Below are 17,860 nucleotides of genomic sequence, written 5' to 3' on the forward strand. Positions count from 1 at the left end.
TAAACATAACATTTTGATTATCAAATCATAAGAAATACATAATTCTTAAAATTGCATTAGTTTATGTGAATAATTAACAGTAATTTTGCACCCTATTTTAAATACACATATGAATAAATTTGAACAATTAGGATTGAATGAATCGTTACTGAAGGCGATTTTAGATCTAGGATTTGAAAATCCGTCAGAGGTACAGGAAAAGGCGATTCCCCTATTATTGGAAAAAGACACAGATATGGTTGCGTTGGCTCAGACAGGGACAGGGAAAACGGCAGCTTTCGGTTTTCCGCTAATTCAAAAAATTGATGCTGACAATAGAAACACACAAGCATTAGTTTTATCGCCAACACGAGAACTTTGTTTACAGATTACCAACGAACTTAAAAACTACTCAAAATACGAGAAAGGTATTAATGTGGTAGCAGTTTACGGCGGGGCTAGTATTACAGAGCAAGCTAGAGAGATTAAAAGAGGAGCACAAATTATTGTGGCAACTCCAGGAAGAATGCAAGACATGATCAACAGAGGTTTAGTAAACATTAAAAATATAGATTACTGTATTTTGGATGAAGCTGATGAGATGTTGAACATGGGATTCTATGAAGACATCGTATCTATTTTATCAGATACTCCAGATCAAAAAAGTACATGGTTGTTCTCTGCAACTATGCCACAAGAGGTTGCTAGAATTGCAAAACAATTCATGAGCGATCCAGTTGAAATTACTGTTGGAGCTAAGAACTCAGGTTCTGCAACAGTTTCTCACGAATTTTACTTAGTAAATGCTCGTGACCGTTACGAAGCTTTAAAACGTTTAGCCGATGCAAATCCAGATATTTTCTCTGTGGTTTTCTGTCGTACTAAAAGAGATACACAAGCTGTAGCTGAAAAATTAATTGAAGATGGATACAGCGCTGCTGCATTGCACGGAGATTTATCTCAGGCGCAACGTGATGGTGTAATGAAATCTTTCCGTGGAAGACAAATTCAGATGCTTGTTGCTACTGACGTTGCTGCACGTGGAATTGACGTTGATAATATTACTCACGTAGTAAACTACCAACTTCCTGACGAAATTGAAACTTACAATCACCGTTCTGGACGTACTGGTAGAGCTGGAAAATTAGGAACTTCTATTGTTATTGTTACAAAAAGCGAGTTGCGTAAAATTTCATCTATCGAAAGAATCATCAAACAAAAGTTTGAAGAAAAATCTATCCCGTCTGGAATCGAAATTTGCGAAATTCAATTATTGCACTTAGCTAATAAAATTAAAGATACTGAGGTTGATCACGAAATTGACAACTACTTACCAGCAATCAACAACGTTCTTGAAGGTTTATCTAAAGAAGAGTTGATTAAGAAAATGGTATCGGTAGAATTTAATCGTTTCATCGCTTATTACAAGAAAAATAGAGATATTTCATCTCAATCTGGTGAAAGACGTGAAAGAAGTGATTCTGAGCCAAGAGAATTCAATAATAACGGAGCAGTTCGTTATTTTGTAAACATCGGTTCAAGAGACAACTTCGACTGGATGACCCTTAAAGATTACTTGAAAGAAACATTAGACTTAGGTCGTGATGACGTTTTCAAAGTTGATGTAAAAGAAGGTTTCTCTTTCTTTAACACTGATCCTGAACACACTGATAAAGTAATGGAAGTATTAAACAACGTACAATTAGAAGGACGTCGTATTAATGTTGAAATTTCTAAAAATGATGGTGGTGGAAGACGTGACCATAACGGACGTTCTGGTGGCGGAAGAAGTTCTGGAGGACCAAGAAGAGAAGGAAACTTTGCTCCAAGACGTGAAGGTTCTGGTGGCGGAGGTTTTAGAAGCGATAGAAACGCTGCTCCAAGAGAAGGCGGTTTCAGAAGCGACAGAAATTCATCTGCTCCAAAAAGAGAAGGTGGTTTTAGAAGCTCAGCTCCAAGAAGCGAAGGTGGTTCAGACAGAGCTCCAAGACGTTCTGAGAGCTTTGGTGATTCACCAAGACCAAGAAGACCAAGAAGAGACTAATAAGTCAACATCTTAAAATATAAAATCCCAGATTCCAGACATAATTGGAATTTGGGATTTTTTTTATTTTCAAAAAATCTTCATTCAGGCGGATGAGTTTTGTAATTCAAAACAATTTAATTTAAATCTTTTATCTCTTTTTAGTTAAATACTAAAAGCAACACTTCTTTCGTCTGTTAATTTTCTTATAATTATATTCGAAGACTGCGAAATATTTAATCCCTATTTACTACTTTTAGTGCTTTAAATCAGGATATGAAATATTTCGCAGTTTTCTTTTTTATACTACTATCAAGCATTGGTTTTGCCCAAGAGACAGAATCTACAGCACCTCAAAGAGTTTCTGGCTATATCTTTAACGATAATACCAAACAGCCTCTTCCTAACGTAAATGTCATAAACAAAAACAAAGTTCTCGGCGCTATGTCTGATGCTAAAGGTTATTTTGAAATTGATGTACAGCCAAATGATACCCTTCATTTCTCCATTTTAGGATTTCAGTCGCTTCGTATTAGAGTAACCAATGACTGGATAAAAAACAAAATCACAAGAATTCAGCTTACAGAAAAAGCAATTGCGCTGGAAGAAGTGGTTATTGCACCTTTTAATTTGACTGGATATCTTGAAATCGATTCAAAATTAATTCCAACAAAAGAAAACTACCGTTATAGTATTTCAGGCCTTACACAAGGTTATGAAGCAGGTGAATATTCTCCAAATGCTTTCGGAAAAGTATTGGGATCTATTTTTAATCCGGCCGATATGCTCTACAATTTCTTTGGAAAAAACGGAAAAGAACTCAAAAAGTTAAAAGACATGAAGAAAGATGACACAATCAGAAATCTTCTTGAAACTAAATATGACCGTGAAACACTTGCCATTCTTTTAGGAATAACGAAAGAAGAAATTCCAGAGATTCTGCAACGATGCAGTTATTCTGATTCTTTCATTCAGACTGCTAACGATTTACAAATCTTAGATGCAATCAGCGGTTGTTACGAACAATATAAAGTATTAAAACGTAATTAATTTACTTTTAAATAAAAATAAAAATCCTCATTTTCGAATCGTAAATGAGGATTTTTTATTTTGAATATTAACAACAAAAAACAAAAGTATGAGTGCAATACCTTTTCAAACCATTGATTGGAATCTTATTAAGAAAACTGAACATCCGGGAGAAAGCGGAACAGCTTATTGGCAAACATTACAATTAGGAGGTTTGCGTATTAGAAAAGTTACCTATTCTGAAAAATACACTGCTGATCACTGGTGTCAAAAAGGACACATTGTACACTGTCTGGAAGGAGAATTTATAAGCGAATTAGAGAACGGACAAGATTTTATACTTTCAAAAGGAATGACTTATGTTGTTTCTGATGATCTTAGTTCTCACCGTTCTATTACAGCAAAAGGCGTCGAGTTATTAATAATCGATGGAGACTTTCTAAGATAAAATTGTAAACAAATCAGAATATTATAGTTACATTTACTTACAATCAAAAAAGAAATTAATTAAATTTAAATATTATGGCAAAGAGTCAAGATGCTAAAAAAACAGCAAAAAAAGAACCGTTAAAAACGGCTAAAGAGAAAAAAGAAGAAAAAAGAGAGAAGAAAAATACTCCTAAAAGAGATTAGTTTTCAGTTGCAGTCGCAATTTTCAGTTTTTATGAGACTGAAAACTGCGACTGAAAACTGAAACTAAAAATTATTTCACTGGAATATTTGAAAGAATTTCTAAGACAAATTTCCAATATTTTTGAGCAGATGAAATACTTGCTCTTTCATCTGGTGAGTGCGCACCGTGAATAGTTGGTCCAAAAGAAATCATATCCATATCAGGATAATTTGTTCCTAAAATACCACATTCTAAACCAGCGTGACAAGCTACTACTTTTGGTTTTTCTCCATTTTGCTTTTCATAAATACCTACTAACGTATCTAATATTTCAGAATTTACATTTGGTGTCCAGCCTGGATAAGAACCAGAAAGTTCTACTTCGCAGCCTACTAATTCAAAAGCAGAACGAAGCGAATTAGCTAAATCAAATTTTGAAGTTTCTACAGAAGAACGCGTTAAACATCCAATAGATATTTCACCATCTTTTATGATAACACGAGCGATATTATTTGACGTTTCAACCAAATCAGCCATATCTGCACTCATTCTGTAAACGCCGTTATGAGCAGCATAAATAGCACGAATAATTCCTTCCTGAACCCCTAAATCCATCACTTTTAAAGGCAAATCGCACTTCACGATTTCGATAGATAAATTTGGTTCCGTTGTTTTATATTCTGCTTTAATATCGTTAATGATTTCCTGCATATCAAAAATATACGCTTCATCAAACATTTCAGAAATAATCACTTTTGCTACACTTTCTCTCGGAATTGCATTTCGCAAACTTCCTCCATTAATTTCTGCTACTTGCAAACCGAAGTTTTCAAAAGCATCAAACAACAGGCGGTTCATGATTTTGTTAGCGTTTCCTAAACCTTTATTGATATCCATTCCTGAATGACCTCCATTTAAGCCTTTCACTGTAATGATATGACCTACTGATCCTTCTGGAACTTCTTCTTCATGATACGTTCTTGTAGCCGTTACATCGATTCCGCCAGCACATCCTATATCAATTTCATCATCTTCTTCAGTATCTAAATTCAAAAGAATCTGACCTTGAAGAATACCGCCTTTCAGGTTTAAAGCACCTGTCATTCCTGTTTCTTCATCAATTGTAAACAGTGCTTCGATTGCCGGATGCGGAATATCTTTACTTTCTAAAATAGCCATAATTGTAGCCACTCCTAACCCATTATCAGCACCAAGTGTTGTACCGCGCGCGCGAACCCAGTCACCGTCAACATACATGTCAATTCCTTGGGTATCGAAATCAAAAACCGTATCTGCATTTTTTTGGTGCACCATATCAAGATGTCCCTGCATTACAATCGCTTTGCGATTTTCCATTCCTGCAGTTGCTGGCTTTCTGATAATTACATTTCGAATTTCGTCTTCAAAAGTTTCTAAACCTAAGCTGTTTCCAAAGTTTTTCATGAACTCTATTACACGTTCTTCTTTCTTTGACGGACGAGGAACAGCATTCAAATCTGCAAATTTATTCCACAGTGCTTTAGGTTCCAGATTTCTTATTTCCTGACTCATTATATTTTGTTTGAAGTTTAACAATTAAGAATGTCAAAGTTACAAAGTTTATATTTTTTTCTGCCACAAATTTCACGAATTAGCACTAATTATATGCTTTAAAATCAAACTCGATAATTACAATCTTTTTTTAGTTAGAATATTGTATTTATATTTACGTATCCAAAATTTATGATGTGAAATCAAAATACATTTTACCTTTATTTTTAGTAATTCAAATTATCTTTTTAAAAGTCCTTCCCTTCTTTCCGGATTTTGTAGAAGGCGCCTATAGCAACAACCTGTACATCAGAATTTCGCACTTTCTGAGAACCATTTTTGGTAAAATTCCTTTTTCTGTTGGCGATCTTATTTATGGCATTCTACTCTTGTCTATAATTAGCTGGTTTTGGCAAATCAGAAAAACATGGAGAACAGACTGGAAGGATCATCTTTTAAAAATTTTAGGCAAAATTTCCGTGTTTTATTTTTTCTTTCATATTCTTTGGGCATTCAATTATTATCGTGAGCCTTTATTTCAAAAAATGGATATCAAAAGAGATTATACTGATGCAGAATTGCTTGCATTTACAAAAAAACTAATTGTAAAGACAAATGAAATTCAATTTCAAATCACGAAGAATGACAGCTCTAAAATAGTTTTTCCATACTCTCAAAAAGAGGCTTTTAAGATGAATTTAGACGGATATAAAAATCTTGCAGAAGAACATCCGTACTTTAAATATGAAATTTTAAGCGTGAAAAAATCCCTTTTTAGTTTGCCTTTAACTTATATGGGTTTTGGAGGTTACTTAAATCCGTTTACGAATGAAGCTCAGGTTAATGATTTATTGCCAATGTATAACTTCCCGGCCACCACTTGTCACGAAATGGCGCATCAAATGGGATATGCGAGCGAAAGTGAATGCAATTTTATTGGCGTTTTGGCATCAATTAAAAATAAGAATTTATATTACCAATATTCTGGTTACAGCTTTGCTTTACGGTATTGCTTAGGCATTTGGCAAGTTAAAAATGAGAAAATTTTTAATCAACTGAAAAAAACGGTTCATGTCGGAATTTTAAAAAACTATCAGGAAAGCCATGATTTTTGGAAGCAATATGAAACACCAATTGAAACTGGTTTTGAAATCTTTTATGATAATTTCTTGAAAACAAACAATCAAAAAGACGGAATGGACAGTTACAGCAAGTTTGTAGATTTGATGGTGAATTATTATAAAACTCGAAAATTATAATTATTTTTCGCTGCAGATTATATTATTAAAATAATTTATCTGTCGCAAAAAAACAAAACGCATTGTAACAAAATACATTACAATACTACTAATACATTATGAGCGAAAGTCTAGAACAATCATTTGTTGCGCAATTGCAGGCAAATCAGAATATAATCCACAAGATTTGTAGATTATATACTGCCGGCGAAGACGCTCACAAAGACTTGTTTCAGGAAATCACAATTCAGCTCTGGAAAGCATATCCTAAATTTAGGGGCGACAGCAAATTTTCGACTTGGACGTATCGCGTTGCTTTGAATACCGCAATTACCTTATACCGAAAAACCAAACGAACCGTATCGACAGTAGAATATGAAAGTCATCAGCACTTTGTAAAAGATGTTGATTACAATTATGAAGAGGAAGAACAGATTAAACTGATGTACAAAGCGGTCTATCAGCTTAATGACATCGAAAAAGCATTAGTTTTTATGTATTTAGAAGACAAAGATTATCAAGAAATAGCCGAGACCTTAGGGATCAGCGAAGTGAATGCGCGCGTGAAGATGAACAGAATTAAAGGGAAACTTAAAAAAATACTAAATCCTTAAAATTTATTATGAAAGAACTGGATTTATTAAAAAAAGATTGGAAAAAGAACTCGGATTCTTTTGAGCAAATTTCTGCAAATGAAATCTACAAAATGATTCACAAAAAGTCCTCTTCAATTGTGAAGTGGATTTTGATTATCAGTATTTTGGAGATTTCATTTTGGACTTTTTCAAATTTATTTCTCAATACGGATGATCTTTTTAAAAAAATCAATCATCCTGGAATTGTTATGACACTTGAATATTTAACCTACTTCAATTATTTAGTTGGTTTAATTTTTATATTCATTTTTTATAGAAACTACACTACTATTTCTACCACTATTGCAACAAAATCATTAATGGGTTCTATTCTTAAAACCCGTAAAACAGTTCAGTACTATGTTTGGTACAACTTGGGATTCATGGTCATTATAGCAATATTAAGCTTTTTTGTTGCCTTTGTTTATAACCCTGACATGGATTTTTTACGAGAAAAACTGGCAGTAAACGGAAAAGCAATGTTTTTTACTATCGGAATTTTAGTACTGATAATTTTAGGTTTATTTGGAATGTTCTGGTGTTTTTACCGATTACTTTACGGAACTTTATTACGTAGATTGTACGCTAATTATAAAGAGCTGAAGAAGATCGATTTTTAAGAAAGGTACAGAGAATCAGAGCTGCAAAGTGGCAAAGGTTTTTTAAAACTTCAATATAGAAATTCGAATTAGTGAAACTAGAAAAAATCTAAAATCCGAAATTTAGTAATCCCATTGTCTTAACTTATTAAGTTCTTCCTGTGCTTTGATTTCTTCGGCTGGAATAACTTTTAAGAATGATGGATGCTGTTCGATTGCGTATTCTACTTTTTCTACGATTTGGTCGATAGTATCGTTTTCATAATCAATATCAAGTGGTTCTTTGATGATGAATGATTGCAGAATTCCTTTCTTTTTCATTCGCAATCCTTTTTTATCAAACGAACGGCGGAAACCGTCAATAACTATCGGAATGACAATTGGCTTATGCTGTTTAATAATATGTGCAGTTCCTTTACGAACAGGTTTAAACGATTTTGTAGTTCCTTGCGGAAACGTAATTACCCAGCCATCTTCGAGAGCAATTTTAATATTTTCTGTGTCATTTGGGTTGACATCGCGTTTTTCAGTTACATCAACACCTTTTGCGCGCCATGTTCTTTCAACAGTAATTGCTCCAACATATGCTAAAATTCTCGGTAATAAACCAGCATGCATTGTTTCTTTGGCCGCGACATAATAGATATTCATTTTAGGCTCCCATAAATAGCCAATGTTCTTAATGGTATCTTGACGTCCGCTTAAACTTGCGTTAAACACATGAAACATCGCCACCACATCAGCAAAATAAGTTTGATGATTGGATATAAACAGAACATTTGTATCTGGCAATGTCTTAATAATTTCAGATCCGTCAATCTGCAAATCATTAAAACCTCTATATCTTCTATGAGTCATGGCTCCTAAAATTCGGATTAACCACTTCTTGATGAATAATATATGTCCAAAAGGATTTCGTTTAAACAATCCCATAGCTGTTTATTGTGTTTTTTTATTACGTCGCAAACATACAAAAATTATTCTTTTAGCAATAGTACTAAACAATTTCAGAAATAAATTACTATCACAATGAATATCAAATTGTTAAATTTATGTTTTTACAGATTTTCGTTAAAAGTTGTTTTCAAAACATCTCTAAGTTCGCTTAAGATCATAGCTGTTGCTCCCCAAACAACATGATTTTGAATATTAAACGCCGGCACTAAAACATTGGCAGCATAAGAAGTTGACAACGTGGCTTCGATAATAATTTCATCATCTAAAAAAACAGACAAAGGCAGTTCTATAATAGAGGCAACTTCTCGAACATCTGGAGAAAACAAAAGTTCTTCTTTCGCAATTCCCAAAAAGGGATGAACCAAAAAATTACTTGGCGGAATGTACATTGGCGAGAACTCCTTGATCACTTCAATTTTTTCAGGAAGAACTCCCACTTCTTCATGCGTTTCTCTTAAAGCAGTAGCTTCGAAATTAACATCTGTGGTTTCATATTTTCCTCCCGGAAAGGCAATTTGTGATGAATGCACGCCATTATAAGCATTTCGAACAATCAAAACTAAATGTGTTTCTTCATTTTTAGGGTAAAATAACATCATCACCGCCGCAATTCTCGGATTTTTTGATGTTATATCAAGACTTTTAAGCTCTTCTATTCTGCCTTTTGGTGCCATTTTAATATGCGCAAAAGTCGCCGGAAGTTCAACTGGAATTAAATTAGGAACATATTGCAAAAAATCTTGAAAATCCATAATCAAAGTTTATTTTTGTACTTTCAAATAAAATATAAATATAGTCTAGAAAACGCGTTTCTACAAGTTTTCTAAAACCAAAGCCTTAAAAATGTACAGTAGAGAAGAATCACAAAAGATAAAAAGAGAATTTTGGGTGGCTTTCGCCGAGAAATATCCGCGCAAATGGGTTCTATATGACACCAAGATTAAAGATTTCTCTTTTAAATTTTATGTGGATAATAAAAAAGCTCAAGTTTTAATTGACATCGAACACAGAAGTGATGAGAAGCGAAATGCTTATTATGAAAAAGTAGAAGCTTTAAAAAATATTTTGGAAGAAGAATTTATCAAAGATTTGGTTTTCGAAAAAAATCACACTTTGGAAAGCGGCAAAACAATTAGCCGAATTTGGGTAGAGAAAGAAGGCGTAGGTTTTAGTAATAGAAATAATTGGGATGCTATTTTTGATTTCTTTTTCGAAAAAATGCATGCGCTCGAAATGTTCTATTTAGAATATGATGAGTTTATTAAAGATATTGAGTAAGTCCTTTTGCAAAGTTACTATCCCGAGTTTAAGGACTAAGTTTTTACAACAACGGCGATAAGTTTATTGAACTTATTGCCGTTGTTTTTTTATAGAGAATAACCAAATATCAACAATATTAATATCACAGTAAAATCAAGACATTACAACGCTAATTCTATAATTTTAAGATATTTAAAAATAATTAATAAAGAAATACCTATAATCGATACAATTTAGGTCAAAATTTTTATATTTGAAAAACCTAAATCTGTAATGAAGAAAATTTTATTGGTGTTTTTTTTAGTTTCATTTTCAAAAAACTATGCACAAACTGATTATGCTTACGTTTACAACAATGATTCTATAATTAGTAAAGGGAACAACTTCTACAACGATAAAAAATACGATGAAGCCCTAAAAGAATATAATAAAATCAGCAAAATAGATCCTAGATATCTAAATGCACAATACGAAATAGGTTTAACACTCAGCGCTCAAGAAAAGAAAAGCGAGGTAAAATCACTTCTGGAAAATTTATATGCAAATGGTAAAATGCAGGAATATCCAGAATTGTATAAAATGTACGCTATTTTTTTAAGCAACGAAAAGGAATACGATTTATCTGAAAAAATCTTCAAGGAGGGCGAAAAATACATGCCAAATTATTCTCCTTTTCTATACAATTTTGCAATCTTATATATTAGAAAAAAAGAAAATCAAAAGGCTCTTGAGCTTTTAGAGCGTATTATTACAAATGATCCAAATCATGCGGGATCTCATTATTTATTAGGAATAATGGCTTTTGAAAACGGAAAAATTGTAGAAGGAACTCTTGCAATGATGAGTTATCTTGTTATTGCTCCAACCGGTCAATTTGCGAGTCAGGCAGTTTTAAACCTGAATGCTAATTTTGGACAAAATTATCTGGAGGAAAACAAACTGGTTTTTTCAAAATCTGGAGATAATTTCGAAGAGATCGAAACCATTTTACGAAATCAATTACCTCTAAAAAAGGTATACAAAATAAAATCAAGTATTGATGATGTTATAACACGTCAGGTACAAGCTGTTGCAGAATATGCTGCAGAACACAAAATGAGCGATGGTTTTTTTGAAACTACATATCTTCCATGGGTTAAAGATCTTGTTGCAAAAAATCAGTTAGAAGGATATTCTTATTACAGTTTGCTTTCTATGGAAGACAAAATTGGTAAAGAATTAGCCAAACAAAAGAAAAAAATGACTTCTTTTCGTGATGATTATCTCTTGAAAGATTTTTGGTCTTCTTTTGGAAAAAGAAAGTTAGATGTTTTTGGAAATGTTGAAGATGTCGTAGTTTCTGTTAGAAATGAAAGACCTTTTATAATTGGACCGCAAATAAATGGAGAATTTCAGGGAAAGAGCAAATATTTAAATGTACTTGGCAATTTAAATGGAGAACTTAATTTTAAAGATGGACTTCTTGACGGTCTTCAAAAATATTATGATGAAAAAGGCAAGCTTATAGAAGAAAAATATTTTACTGCAGGAAAATTAAATGGAAAGAGAACTACTTATTACGAAAACGGAAATATAGCTTTAACAGAGAATTATAAAGACGATAAGCTTGACGGCATTAGTACTTCTTATTTCCCAAATGGCGGAAAAAACTGTGAAATAAATTTTACAGAGGGGGAACGAAACGGAACTCTGGTTTGTTTGTATGAAGTTGGAACTAAAAAAAATGAAATAGATTATGCAAACGGAAAACTAAGCGGAAAATACAACTCTTACGACGAATCTGGAGCGCTGACAGAAACTTATAACTGCTTAGATAATAAAATTGAAGGAAACTATTTAGAATATTTTGACGGCAAAACGATCAAAGCTGAAGCTCTTTACAAAAATGGTTTTATCGAAGGAAGTTACAAATCATATTATTCAAATAAAACACTGGAAAAAGAAAATATTTGTGCTTTAGGATCTATTCTGAAATCTACAGAATACTTTCAAAATGGTAAAAAATCATTTGAAAGTATTTACAATAATAAAGGAGAACTTGAAACCTACAGTTGTTTTGATACGTACGGAAATAAATATTTTGAAGAAAAACACAAAGGCGGTGAATTAAAATCTGGCACTCAATTTACTGCAATTGCTCCAAAAGGAACCGAAGTAAATGTTACTAAGAAAACTTTTGAAATGAAAAATTTTGACGGTACTACTAGAATTAAAGGTGCTTTTGAAAAAGGCAAAAAAACAGGCGAATGGAATTATTTATTTTCATCTGGAGTAACACGACTAAAAGAGTTTTATATTAATGGAAAGACAGAAGGCTTAAGTACAAATTACAACACAAATGGCCAATTGTCAAGCATTAGCAATTTTAAAAATGATACCATCAGCGGCCGTTACGAAGTTTATGACGGAGACAAAGTAAATCAGCTTTATAACTATGAAAAAGGACAGCAAAACGGACCTTTTAAAACTTTTTATGCTGATGGCTCAGTAAGTACTGAAGGTTATATGATAGCAAATGATGTTGCTTATGATAAATACACTTACTCTCAAGATGGAAATATCTCGATTATAGATCATTACATAAATAGTTATGTGGCAAGCCGAAAAACATTTGATTCTAAAGGAAAACTGGAAAATGAAATTGATTATAAAAACAAATCCGGAAAATTTAATTATTCGTTTAATGGCGGTATTTATACCAAAAATTATGAATTGAAAAATGGAATTTTGAATGGGAAACTTATCTCTCAAGACAAATTTAAAACGAACATAATTGAAGCTGAATACATTAACGGGCTTCTTCATAATTCATATAAAAAATATAGTCCTTTAGGATCTCTTTTATTTGAGAAAAGCTACTATTGTGGCAAATTAAACGGTCTTAACAAATATTACGATTATGTTGGAAATTTAAGGCTGACAGAAGAATATACTTTTGGCAGTGAAAACGGAAAAACCATTCGTTATTACAACAACAAATCGAAGATGATGGAATATACACAGGTAAACGATGCAATTGAGGGAGAAACTATATATTACAATCAAAAAGGCGAACCTTTGGTAATTCTTGGTTATGAGAACAATATGCCAAAATATTTTATCAGAAAAAGCAAAACGGGCGAATTAAACGACAAAGTAAACATTGAGAACCAAACAGCTGAAATTTCATCTTCATATCCAAACGGAAAAATTGCAATTCAATTTGCTATAAGCAAAGGAAGTTTTAACGGTAAATTCATCATCAACAGTGTTGAAGGAAAATTAGAATACGAATGCACTTATAAAAATAGCAATTTAGAAGGAGACAGAATTGAGTATTATGCTAATGGAAAACCTTATAAAAAAGAACACTTTATAAATAATTCTTTTGAAGGACAGCAGCAATACTTTAAGGAAGACGGAAATCTTTGGGCTGATGTCTCTTTAAAAAGTGACGAACTGCACGGAAATACATTAATTTATAATGCTGGCAAACTAATAGCAACAAAAAAATATGATTCAGATGAATTGGTCGAAATTATCAAATAATCCTTTTATTTTGATTGCTTTTTTTGTTTTTTATTCCATTTCGAGTACAGCACAAAAATCTTTTCAGGATATTAAAAATCTATATCCAGATCACAACGAAGTTGTTCTGGATAATTATGAATTCTATGATATTTCGATTGAAAACAATTCTCCTAAAATCATTCAGGACAATCATTATGAATCGATAATTTTAACACAAAACGGAATTTTCAACAATAAGGAATCGTTTTCTTATTCTGATTTAATTCCGCTAAAAAGTTACGATGCTTATACCGTTATCAATGAAAACGGAAAAGAGAAAAAGATAAAAGTTACACAGACAATTGAAAAACAGTCTGAACAAAGTTCTGTTTTTTATAATGATGTAAAAGAGCGCCAGCTTACGTTTCCTAATATCGAAACTGGGGCAAAAAAAGTATACAATTATCAAACGCAATTTTTAGATCCGCATTTGCTTCATAAATTTATATTTGGAGGTTCAATGCCTATTCAAAATTCTACATTAGAAGTCAGAACAGACAAAAATATTGTGATTGACTACAAAATTTTTAATGATCCAGACAAAACAATCGTTTATTCTAAAACAGAAAAAAAAGGAAAATGGGTACACAAATGGACTTTGTCTGACATAAAAGCAGCCAAATTTGAAGATAATTCTCCAGGCTTTTTATACCAAGTACCACATGTCGATTTTTATATTAAAGAGTATACTTCAAATGGAAAAACTACTCCAGTTTTAGGAGATATTCCGGAATTGTTCAACTATTATAAAGATTTTGTAAAAGACCTTAATAAAAAAGAAGATCCAGAATTAAAAGCGCTTACTTTAGAAATTACAAAAGATAAAGGTACAGATGAAGAAAAGGTAAAGAGTATTTTTTATTGGGTAAAAGAAAACATTAAATACATTGCTTTTGAGAATGGTTATGAAGGATTTATTCCGCGTGAAGCCAGTTTGGTATTCGAAAGAAAATTTGGCGACTGTAAAGATATGGCCAGCATTATTTCGTGTATGGCAAAATATGCAGATGTAAAAAATGTAACTGTTGCCTGGATAGGAACGCGCAGTATTCCTTATTCGTATAATGATTTGGCAACGCCATCTGTAGACAATCATATGATAGCACTTTTCAAAAAAGGTGATACTTACGTTTTCTTAGATGGTACTGATAAAGAAACACGTTACGGAATACCAACTGCTTTTATACAAGGAAAAGAAGTTCTTTTCAGTGAAAACGATCAATATAAAATTTATCCCGTTCCTGTAGTTCTAGCAAATCAAAATGAAGTTAAGGAAAAAATTGATTTAAAAATCGAAAACACAAAGCTTACAGGAACGGCAAAAATGGATCGTTTTGGTTATAACCGAAGCCACATTTTGATGCAAATTGGAGACGCATCGAACAAAGCGCGCCAAGAAATGATCAAATCTTTGGTTTTAAAAGGGAATAATAAATTCAATTTAAAAGATTTTAAAGAGGAAAATTTAAATGATAAAGAGCTTCCCTACTCTATTGATTATGCTTTTGAGCTTGACAATTATATTGTAAAAGTCGATAAGGAAATTTATGTGAATTTATTTTTAGATAAAATTTTAGAAAAAGCCACTATTGCAAAAGATAGAGTCGCTCAATATGAATTTGATTATTTAACCCAATTTACAACGCAATACGCGTTAGAAATTCCTAAAAACTGCAGCATAAAATACTTGCCAAAAAACTTTGATTTAGACAATGATTATTTGAAAGCGCATTTTACTTATGAATTGAAAAACGATATTTTATATTTAAATGTCAGCTTGGCGCAAAAAAAATTATTACTAAACAAAGCCGATTTTGAGCCTTGGAATGAAACCATCAAAAAACTAAAAACTAACTATAACGAAACCATAATTTTACTAGAAAAATAATGAAAAAACAATTATTAAAAACCATTTTTACCTTTGTCGCACTGCTGAGTACGTCGGTTTTTTTTGCTCAAGATTACAGTTTTAAAAATTACGACTGGAACGAAAAAGAAATTAAAATTGAGGTTCCGAAAAAGTACGAGACAGAAAAAGAAATTATTTTAAGCCGTAATGTAAAAATAGAGGTTGTAGTGAATAAAAATACTGCTACCCAATATCGTTTGATACACGAAAAAAAATACATCAACTCTGATGACGCAATTGAACGAAATAATAAAGTTTATATTCCTTTTGGAGACGAAGAGAACGTATTGATTACCAAAGTTCGTGTAATTCTAAAAAATGGAAAAGTAATCAACTTAGACAAAAAAGATATTAAAGAAGAAGTTGATCAGGAAAAAGGTATGAAATACAACTATTTTGCGCTTAACGGACTTGAAAAAGGTGCTCTAATCGAAAAGTTGTACATTATAGAAGAAGCTCCAGATTTAAAAGGAAACACCATTAAGATGCAAGATCAGTATCCTATAGCCGATTTTAATTTTGAATTAATTGCTCCTGCACATCTTGTTTTTAAAACCAAATCGTACAACGGATTAAGCGAGCCTGTTTTAGATGAAAAAAAGATCGAAAACAAAAAAGTATGGAGCATTTCTGAAAAAGACATAACTGCTTTAAAAGATGACGAAGCTTACTCTAACTGGGATGTCAAATTAAAACTTTTTCGCTATAAATTAGATGCCAACTTATTTTCTGGAGGCAAAAACTTGAATAACTTTAAAGAATATGCAACAACAACTTATGAAAGAGTCAATCCTGTTTTAGACAAAAAACAAGAAAAAGCAATTGCCACTTTCTGCAGTTCTATACCTGATTCTAAAGATCCTCAGGAACAAATCTGGAACATCGAAAACAAGATAAAAAAAACGATTATTTATGATAAATACATCGATTCAAAAGAAAACTTAAGCGATGTTATCAGTACAAAACAGGCAAATAGTTTAGATATTATTAAATTGTATGTGGCTGTTTTTAAATATTTTAAAGTCGAACAAAACCTTGTTTTTACCACAAGCCGTTACAAAGTTCCTTTTGATAAAGATTTTGAAAGCTATGAAAACCTAAATGACTTTTTATTCTATTTTCCTGGTATAAAAAAATACCTTTCTCCTACTGAAATTGAATACCGTTTACCACTTTTCCCTAATTATTTAGGAAATAACAACGGATTATTTATTAAAGAAAAGGTGTTTGCCGGCGTATCAATGGGAATTGGAGAAATTAATTTTATTGAGATTCCCGGAACTGAAATCACGCATGATTTTATGGATATTACAGTTGACTTTACTAAAGACCTTGAAAACCCATTAATTACAAGTCACATGACGTACGGAGGATATTCTGGAATGAATTTTCAGCCTATAAAAGATTTTGTTTCTGCAGATCAGTATAAAACCATGCTGAAAAGTATTTCTGAGAATTATACTTTACAAAGTGAATACAAAACACTTACGACTGAAAATGACGGAACTGAATTCATTGGTAAACAGCCCTATAAATTGAATTTGACTTTTGATGGAAAAGATATGATTCAGAAAGCTGGTGAAAATTATTTATTTTCTGTTGGACAAACAATTGGAAGACAAATGGAATTCTATCAAGAAAACAAACGTGTGCTTCCTATAGAGATTGATTATCCGCACTATTACACGCGTAAAATCAAAATAATTTTGCCAGACGGAGCTAAAATCAAAAATCTGGATAAGTTTGTAATGAACTTTAAAACCGATTTAAACGGAAAAACTGAAGCTGCTTTTACCAGTAATTACGCTCAAAACAAAAACGAAGTAACAATTGAAAATACTGAATTTTACAATATTATCAATTATCCTTTAACAAGCTTTGAACAATACAAAGCAGTTATCAACGCTGCTGCCGATTTTAATAAAATTGTGGTTATTGTGACGCAGTAAAACTTAAAGTTTTAAATAACAAACCCGACAAGTTTTTTGAGATTTGTCGGGTTTGTTGTTATGAATGGTAGACAGATTATAAATTATAAAATTTATGTCTTACTATTATTTTTAAAAAGATTAATTATTTTCTGTTCTTTAATTGTATCTATACCAAACATATAGGGAACTCGGCCTTTTGATGTTCCAATATTTCTTAAATTAAAAAACAATTTATCCTCAGTAGAAATTATTGTCAGTTTGTGTCCTATAATTCCAAATATAATTGGGATATAAAATTCGTAGTAGCCTTCTAAATCAATGGTTTTAATTGTCCATTTTTTACTTTTAGCAATATTTTCAATCAAAATATTATTCTGATATTTATTTAATAATGTATCAATCCGTTTAATTTTTTTCTCATTTAATTTTAGGAAAAAAACATAACCTATCAATAAAAAAATTGCGATAAACAAAATTATGTTCTCTTTTATAATAACCATTAAAAGAAATAATGGTAAAAATCCAAAGAAATTATCCCAGAAATTATCAAGTTCATCTTTTGGTAAAACTCCCTCTTTTAATATTTGTTGAATTTTTTCTTTCACTTT

General features: G+C 31.8%; 14 protein-coding genes. 10 read left to right on the forward strand and 4 right to left on the reverse strand.

Annotation, left to right across the window (positions count from 1 at the left end; all coding sequences use genetic code 11):
• Positions 1-109: 109 nt before the first annotated feature.
• The 3 genes from IRZ83_RS04015 to IRZ83_RS04025 all read left to right on the forward strand — a co-directional run bounded on the left by IRZ83_RS04015 (position 110) and on the right by IRZ83_RS04025 (position 3,479).
• Positions 110-2,023, forward strand: a complete 1,914-nt coding sequence (locus IRZ83_RS04015) for a DEAD/DEAH box helicase (RefSeq protein WP_029269032.1) — start codon at positions 110-112, stop codon at positions 2,021-2,023.
• A gap of 255 nt (positions 2,024-2,278) precedes the next feature.
• A complete protein-coding gene (locus tag IRZ83_RS04020; RefSeq protein WP_029269031.1) occupies positions 2,279-3,052 on the forward strand; it encodes a carboxypeptidase-like regulatory domain-containing protein in 774 nt (257 codons plus the stop codon).
• An 88-nt stretch (positions 3,053-3,140) separates the two neighbouring features.
• Positions 3,141-3,479, forward strand: a complete 339-nt coding sequence (locus tag IRZ83_RS04025) for a DHCW motif cupin fold protein (RefSeq protein WP_194566983.1) — start codon at positions 3,141-3,143, stop codon at positions 3,477-3,479.
• 255 nt (positions 3,480-3,734) lie between these two features.
• On the opposite strand, the gene IRZ83_RS04030 is transcribed toward IRZ83_RS04025, so the two are convergent.
• Entirely contained in the window at positions 3,735-5,195 is a 1,461-nt protein-coding gene (locus tag IRZ83_RS04030; protein WP_194566984.1) for an aminoacyl-histidine dipeptidase, read from the reverse strand.
• A gap of 176 nt (positions 5,196-5,371) precedes the next feature.
• Here IRZ83_RS04030 and IRZ83_RS04035 point away from each other — a divergent pair, with 176 nt between their 5' ends.
• The 3 genes from IRZ83_RS04035 (at position 5,372) to IRZ83_RS04045 (ending at position 7,667) form a co-directional block, all read left to right on the forward strand.
• Complete coding sequence (locus tag IRZ83_RS04035) at positions 5,372-6,433, forward strand: DUF3810 domain-containing protein (RefSeq protein WP_194566985.1); 1,062 nt, start codon at positions 5,372-5,374, stop codon at positions 6,431-6,433.
• Between the two features lie 98 nt (positions 6,434-6,531).
• Positions 6,532-7,026 carry an RNA polymerase sigma factor gene (locus tag IRZ83_RS04040; protein WP_029269026.1) on the forward strand — a complete coding sequence of 165 codons (495 nt, stop codon included), beginning with the start codon at positions 6,532-6,534 and terminating at the stop codon, positions 7,024-7,026.
• 8 nt (positions 7,027-7,034) lie between these two features.
• Positions 7,035-7,667 (forward strand): hypothetical protein, encoded by a 633-nt coding sequence (locus tag IRZ83_RS04045; RefSeq protein ID WP_194566986.1) that lies wholly within the window; start codon positions 7,035-7,037, stop codon positions 7,665-7,667.
• Between the two features lie 102 nt (positions 7,668-7,769).
• On the opposite strand, the gene IRZ83_RS04050 is transcribed toward IRZ83_RS04045, so the two are convergent.
• Complete coding sequence (locus IRZ83_RS04050) at positions 7,770-8,579, reverse strand: lysophospholipid acyltransferase family protein (protein WP_029269024.1); 810 nt, start codon at positions 8,577-8,579, stop codon at positions 7,770-7,772.
• A gap of 125 nt (positions 8,580-8,704) precedes the next feature.
• The gene (locus tag IRZ83_RS04055) at positions 8,705-9,355 is read right to left on the reverse strand and encodes an NUDIX hydrolase (RefSeq protein ID WP_194566987.1); all 651 of its coding nucleotides are present in this window, start codon (positions 9,353-9,355) and stop codon (positions 8,705-8,707) included.
• Between the two features lie 91 nt (positions 9,356-9,446).
• Here IRZ83_RS04055 and IRZ83_RS04060 point away from each other — a divergent pair, with 91 nt between their 5' ends.
• The 4 genes from IRZ83_RS04060 (at position 9,447) to IRZ83_RS04075 (ending at position 17,270) form a co-directional block, all read left to right on the forward strand.
• Positions 9,447-9,881 (forward strand): DUF4268 domain-containing protein, encoded by a 435-nt coding sequence (locus tag IRZ83_RS04060; protein WP_029269021.1) that lies wholly within the window; start codon positions 9,447-9,449, stop codon positions 9,879-9,881.
• Positions 9,882-10,136: 255 nt separating this feature from the next.
• Positions 10,137-13,391 (forward strand): toxin-antitoxin system YwqK family antitoxin, encoded by a 3,255-nt coding sequence (locus IRZ83_RS04065; RefSeq protein ID WP_194566988.1) that lies wholly within the window; start codon positions 10,137-10,139, stop codon positions 13,389-13,391.
• Entirely contained in the window at positions 13,357-15,300 is a 1,944-nt protein-coding gene (locus IRZ83_RS04070; protein WP_194566989.1) for a DUF3857 domain-containing protein, read from the forward strand. The genes IRZ83_RS04065 and IRZ83_RS04070 overlap by 35 nt, the downstream gene beginning before the upstream one ends.
• On the forward strand, positions 15,300-17,270 hold the full coding sequence (locus tag IRZ83_RS04075; protein ID WP_194566990.1) for a DUF3857 domain-containing protein: 1,971 nt from the start codon (positions 15,300-15,302) through the stop codon (positions 17,268-17,270). The genes IRZ83_RS04070 and IRZ83_RS04075 overlap by 1 nt, the downstream gene beginning before the upstream one ends.
• 92 nt (positions 17,271-17,362) lie before the next feature.
• On the opposite strand, the gene IRZ83_RS04080 is transcribed toward IRZ83_RS04075, so the two are convergent.
• Positions 17,363-17,857 (reverse strand): hypothetical protein, encoded by a 495-nt coding sequence (locus IRZ83_RS04080; protein WP_194566991.1) that lies wholly within the window; start codon positions 17,855-17,857, stop codon positions 17,363-17,365.
• Positions 17,858-17,860 lie beyond the last annotated feature (3 nt).

The organism is Flavobacterium sp. JLP (assembly GCF_015350755.1).
In the GTDB taxonomy this organism is placed as follows: domain Bacteria; phylum Bacteroidota; class Bacteroidia; order Flavobacteriales; family Flavobacteriaceae; genus Flavobacterium.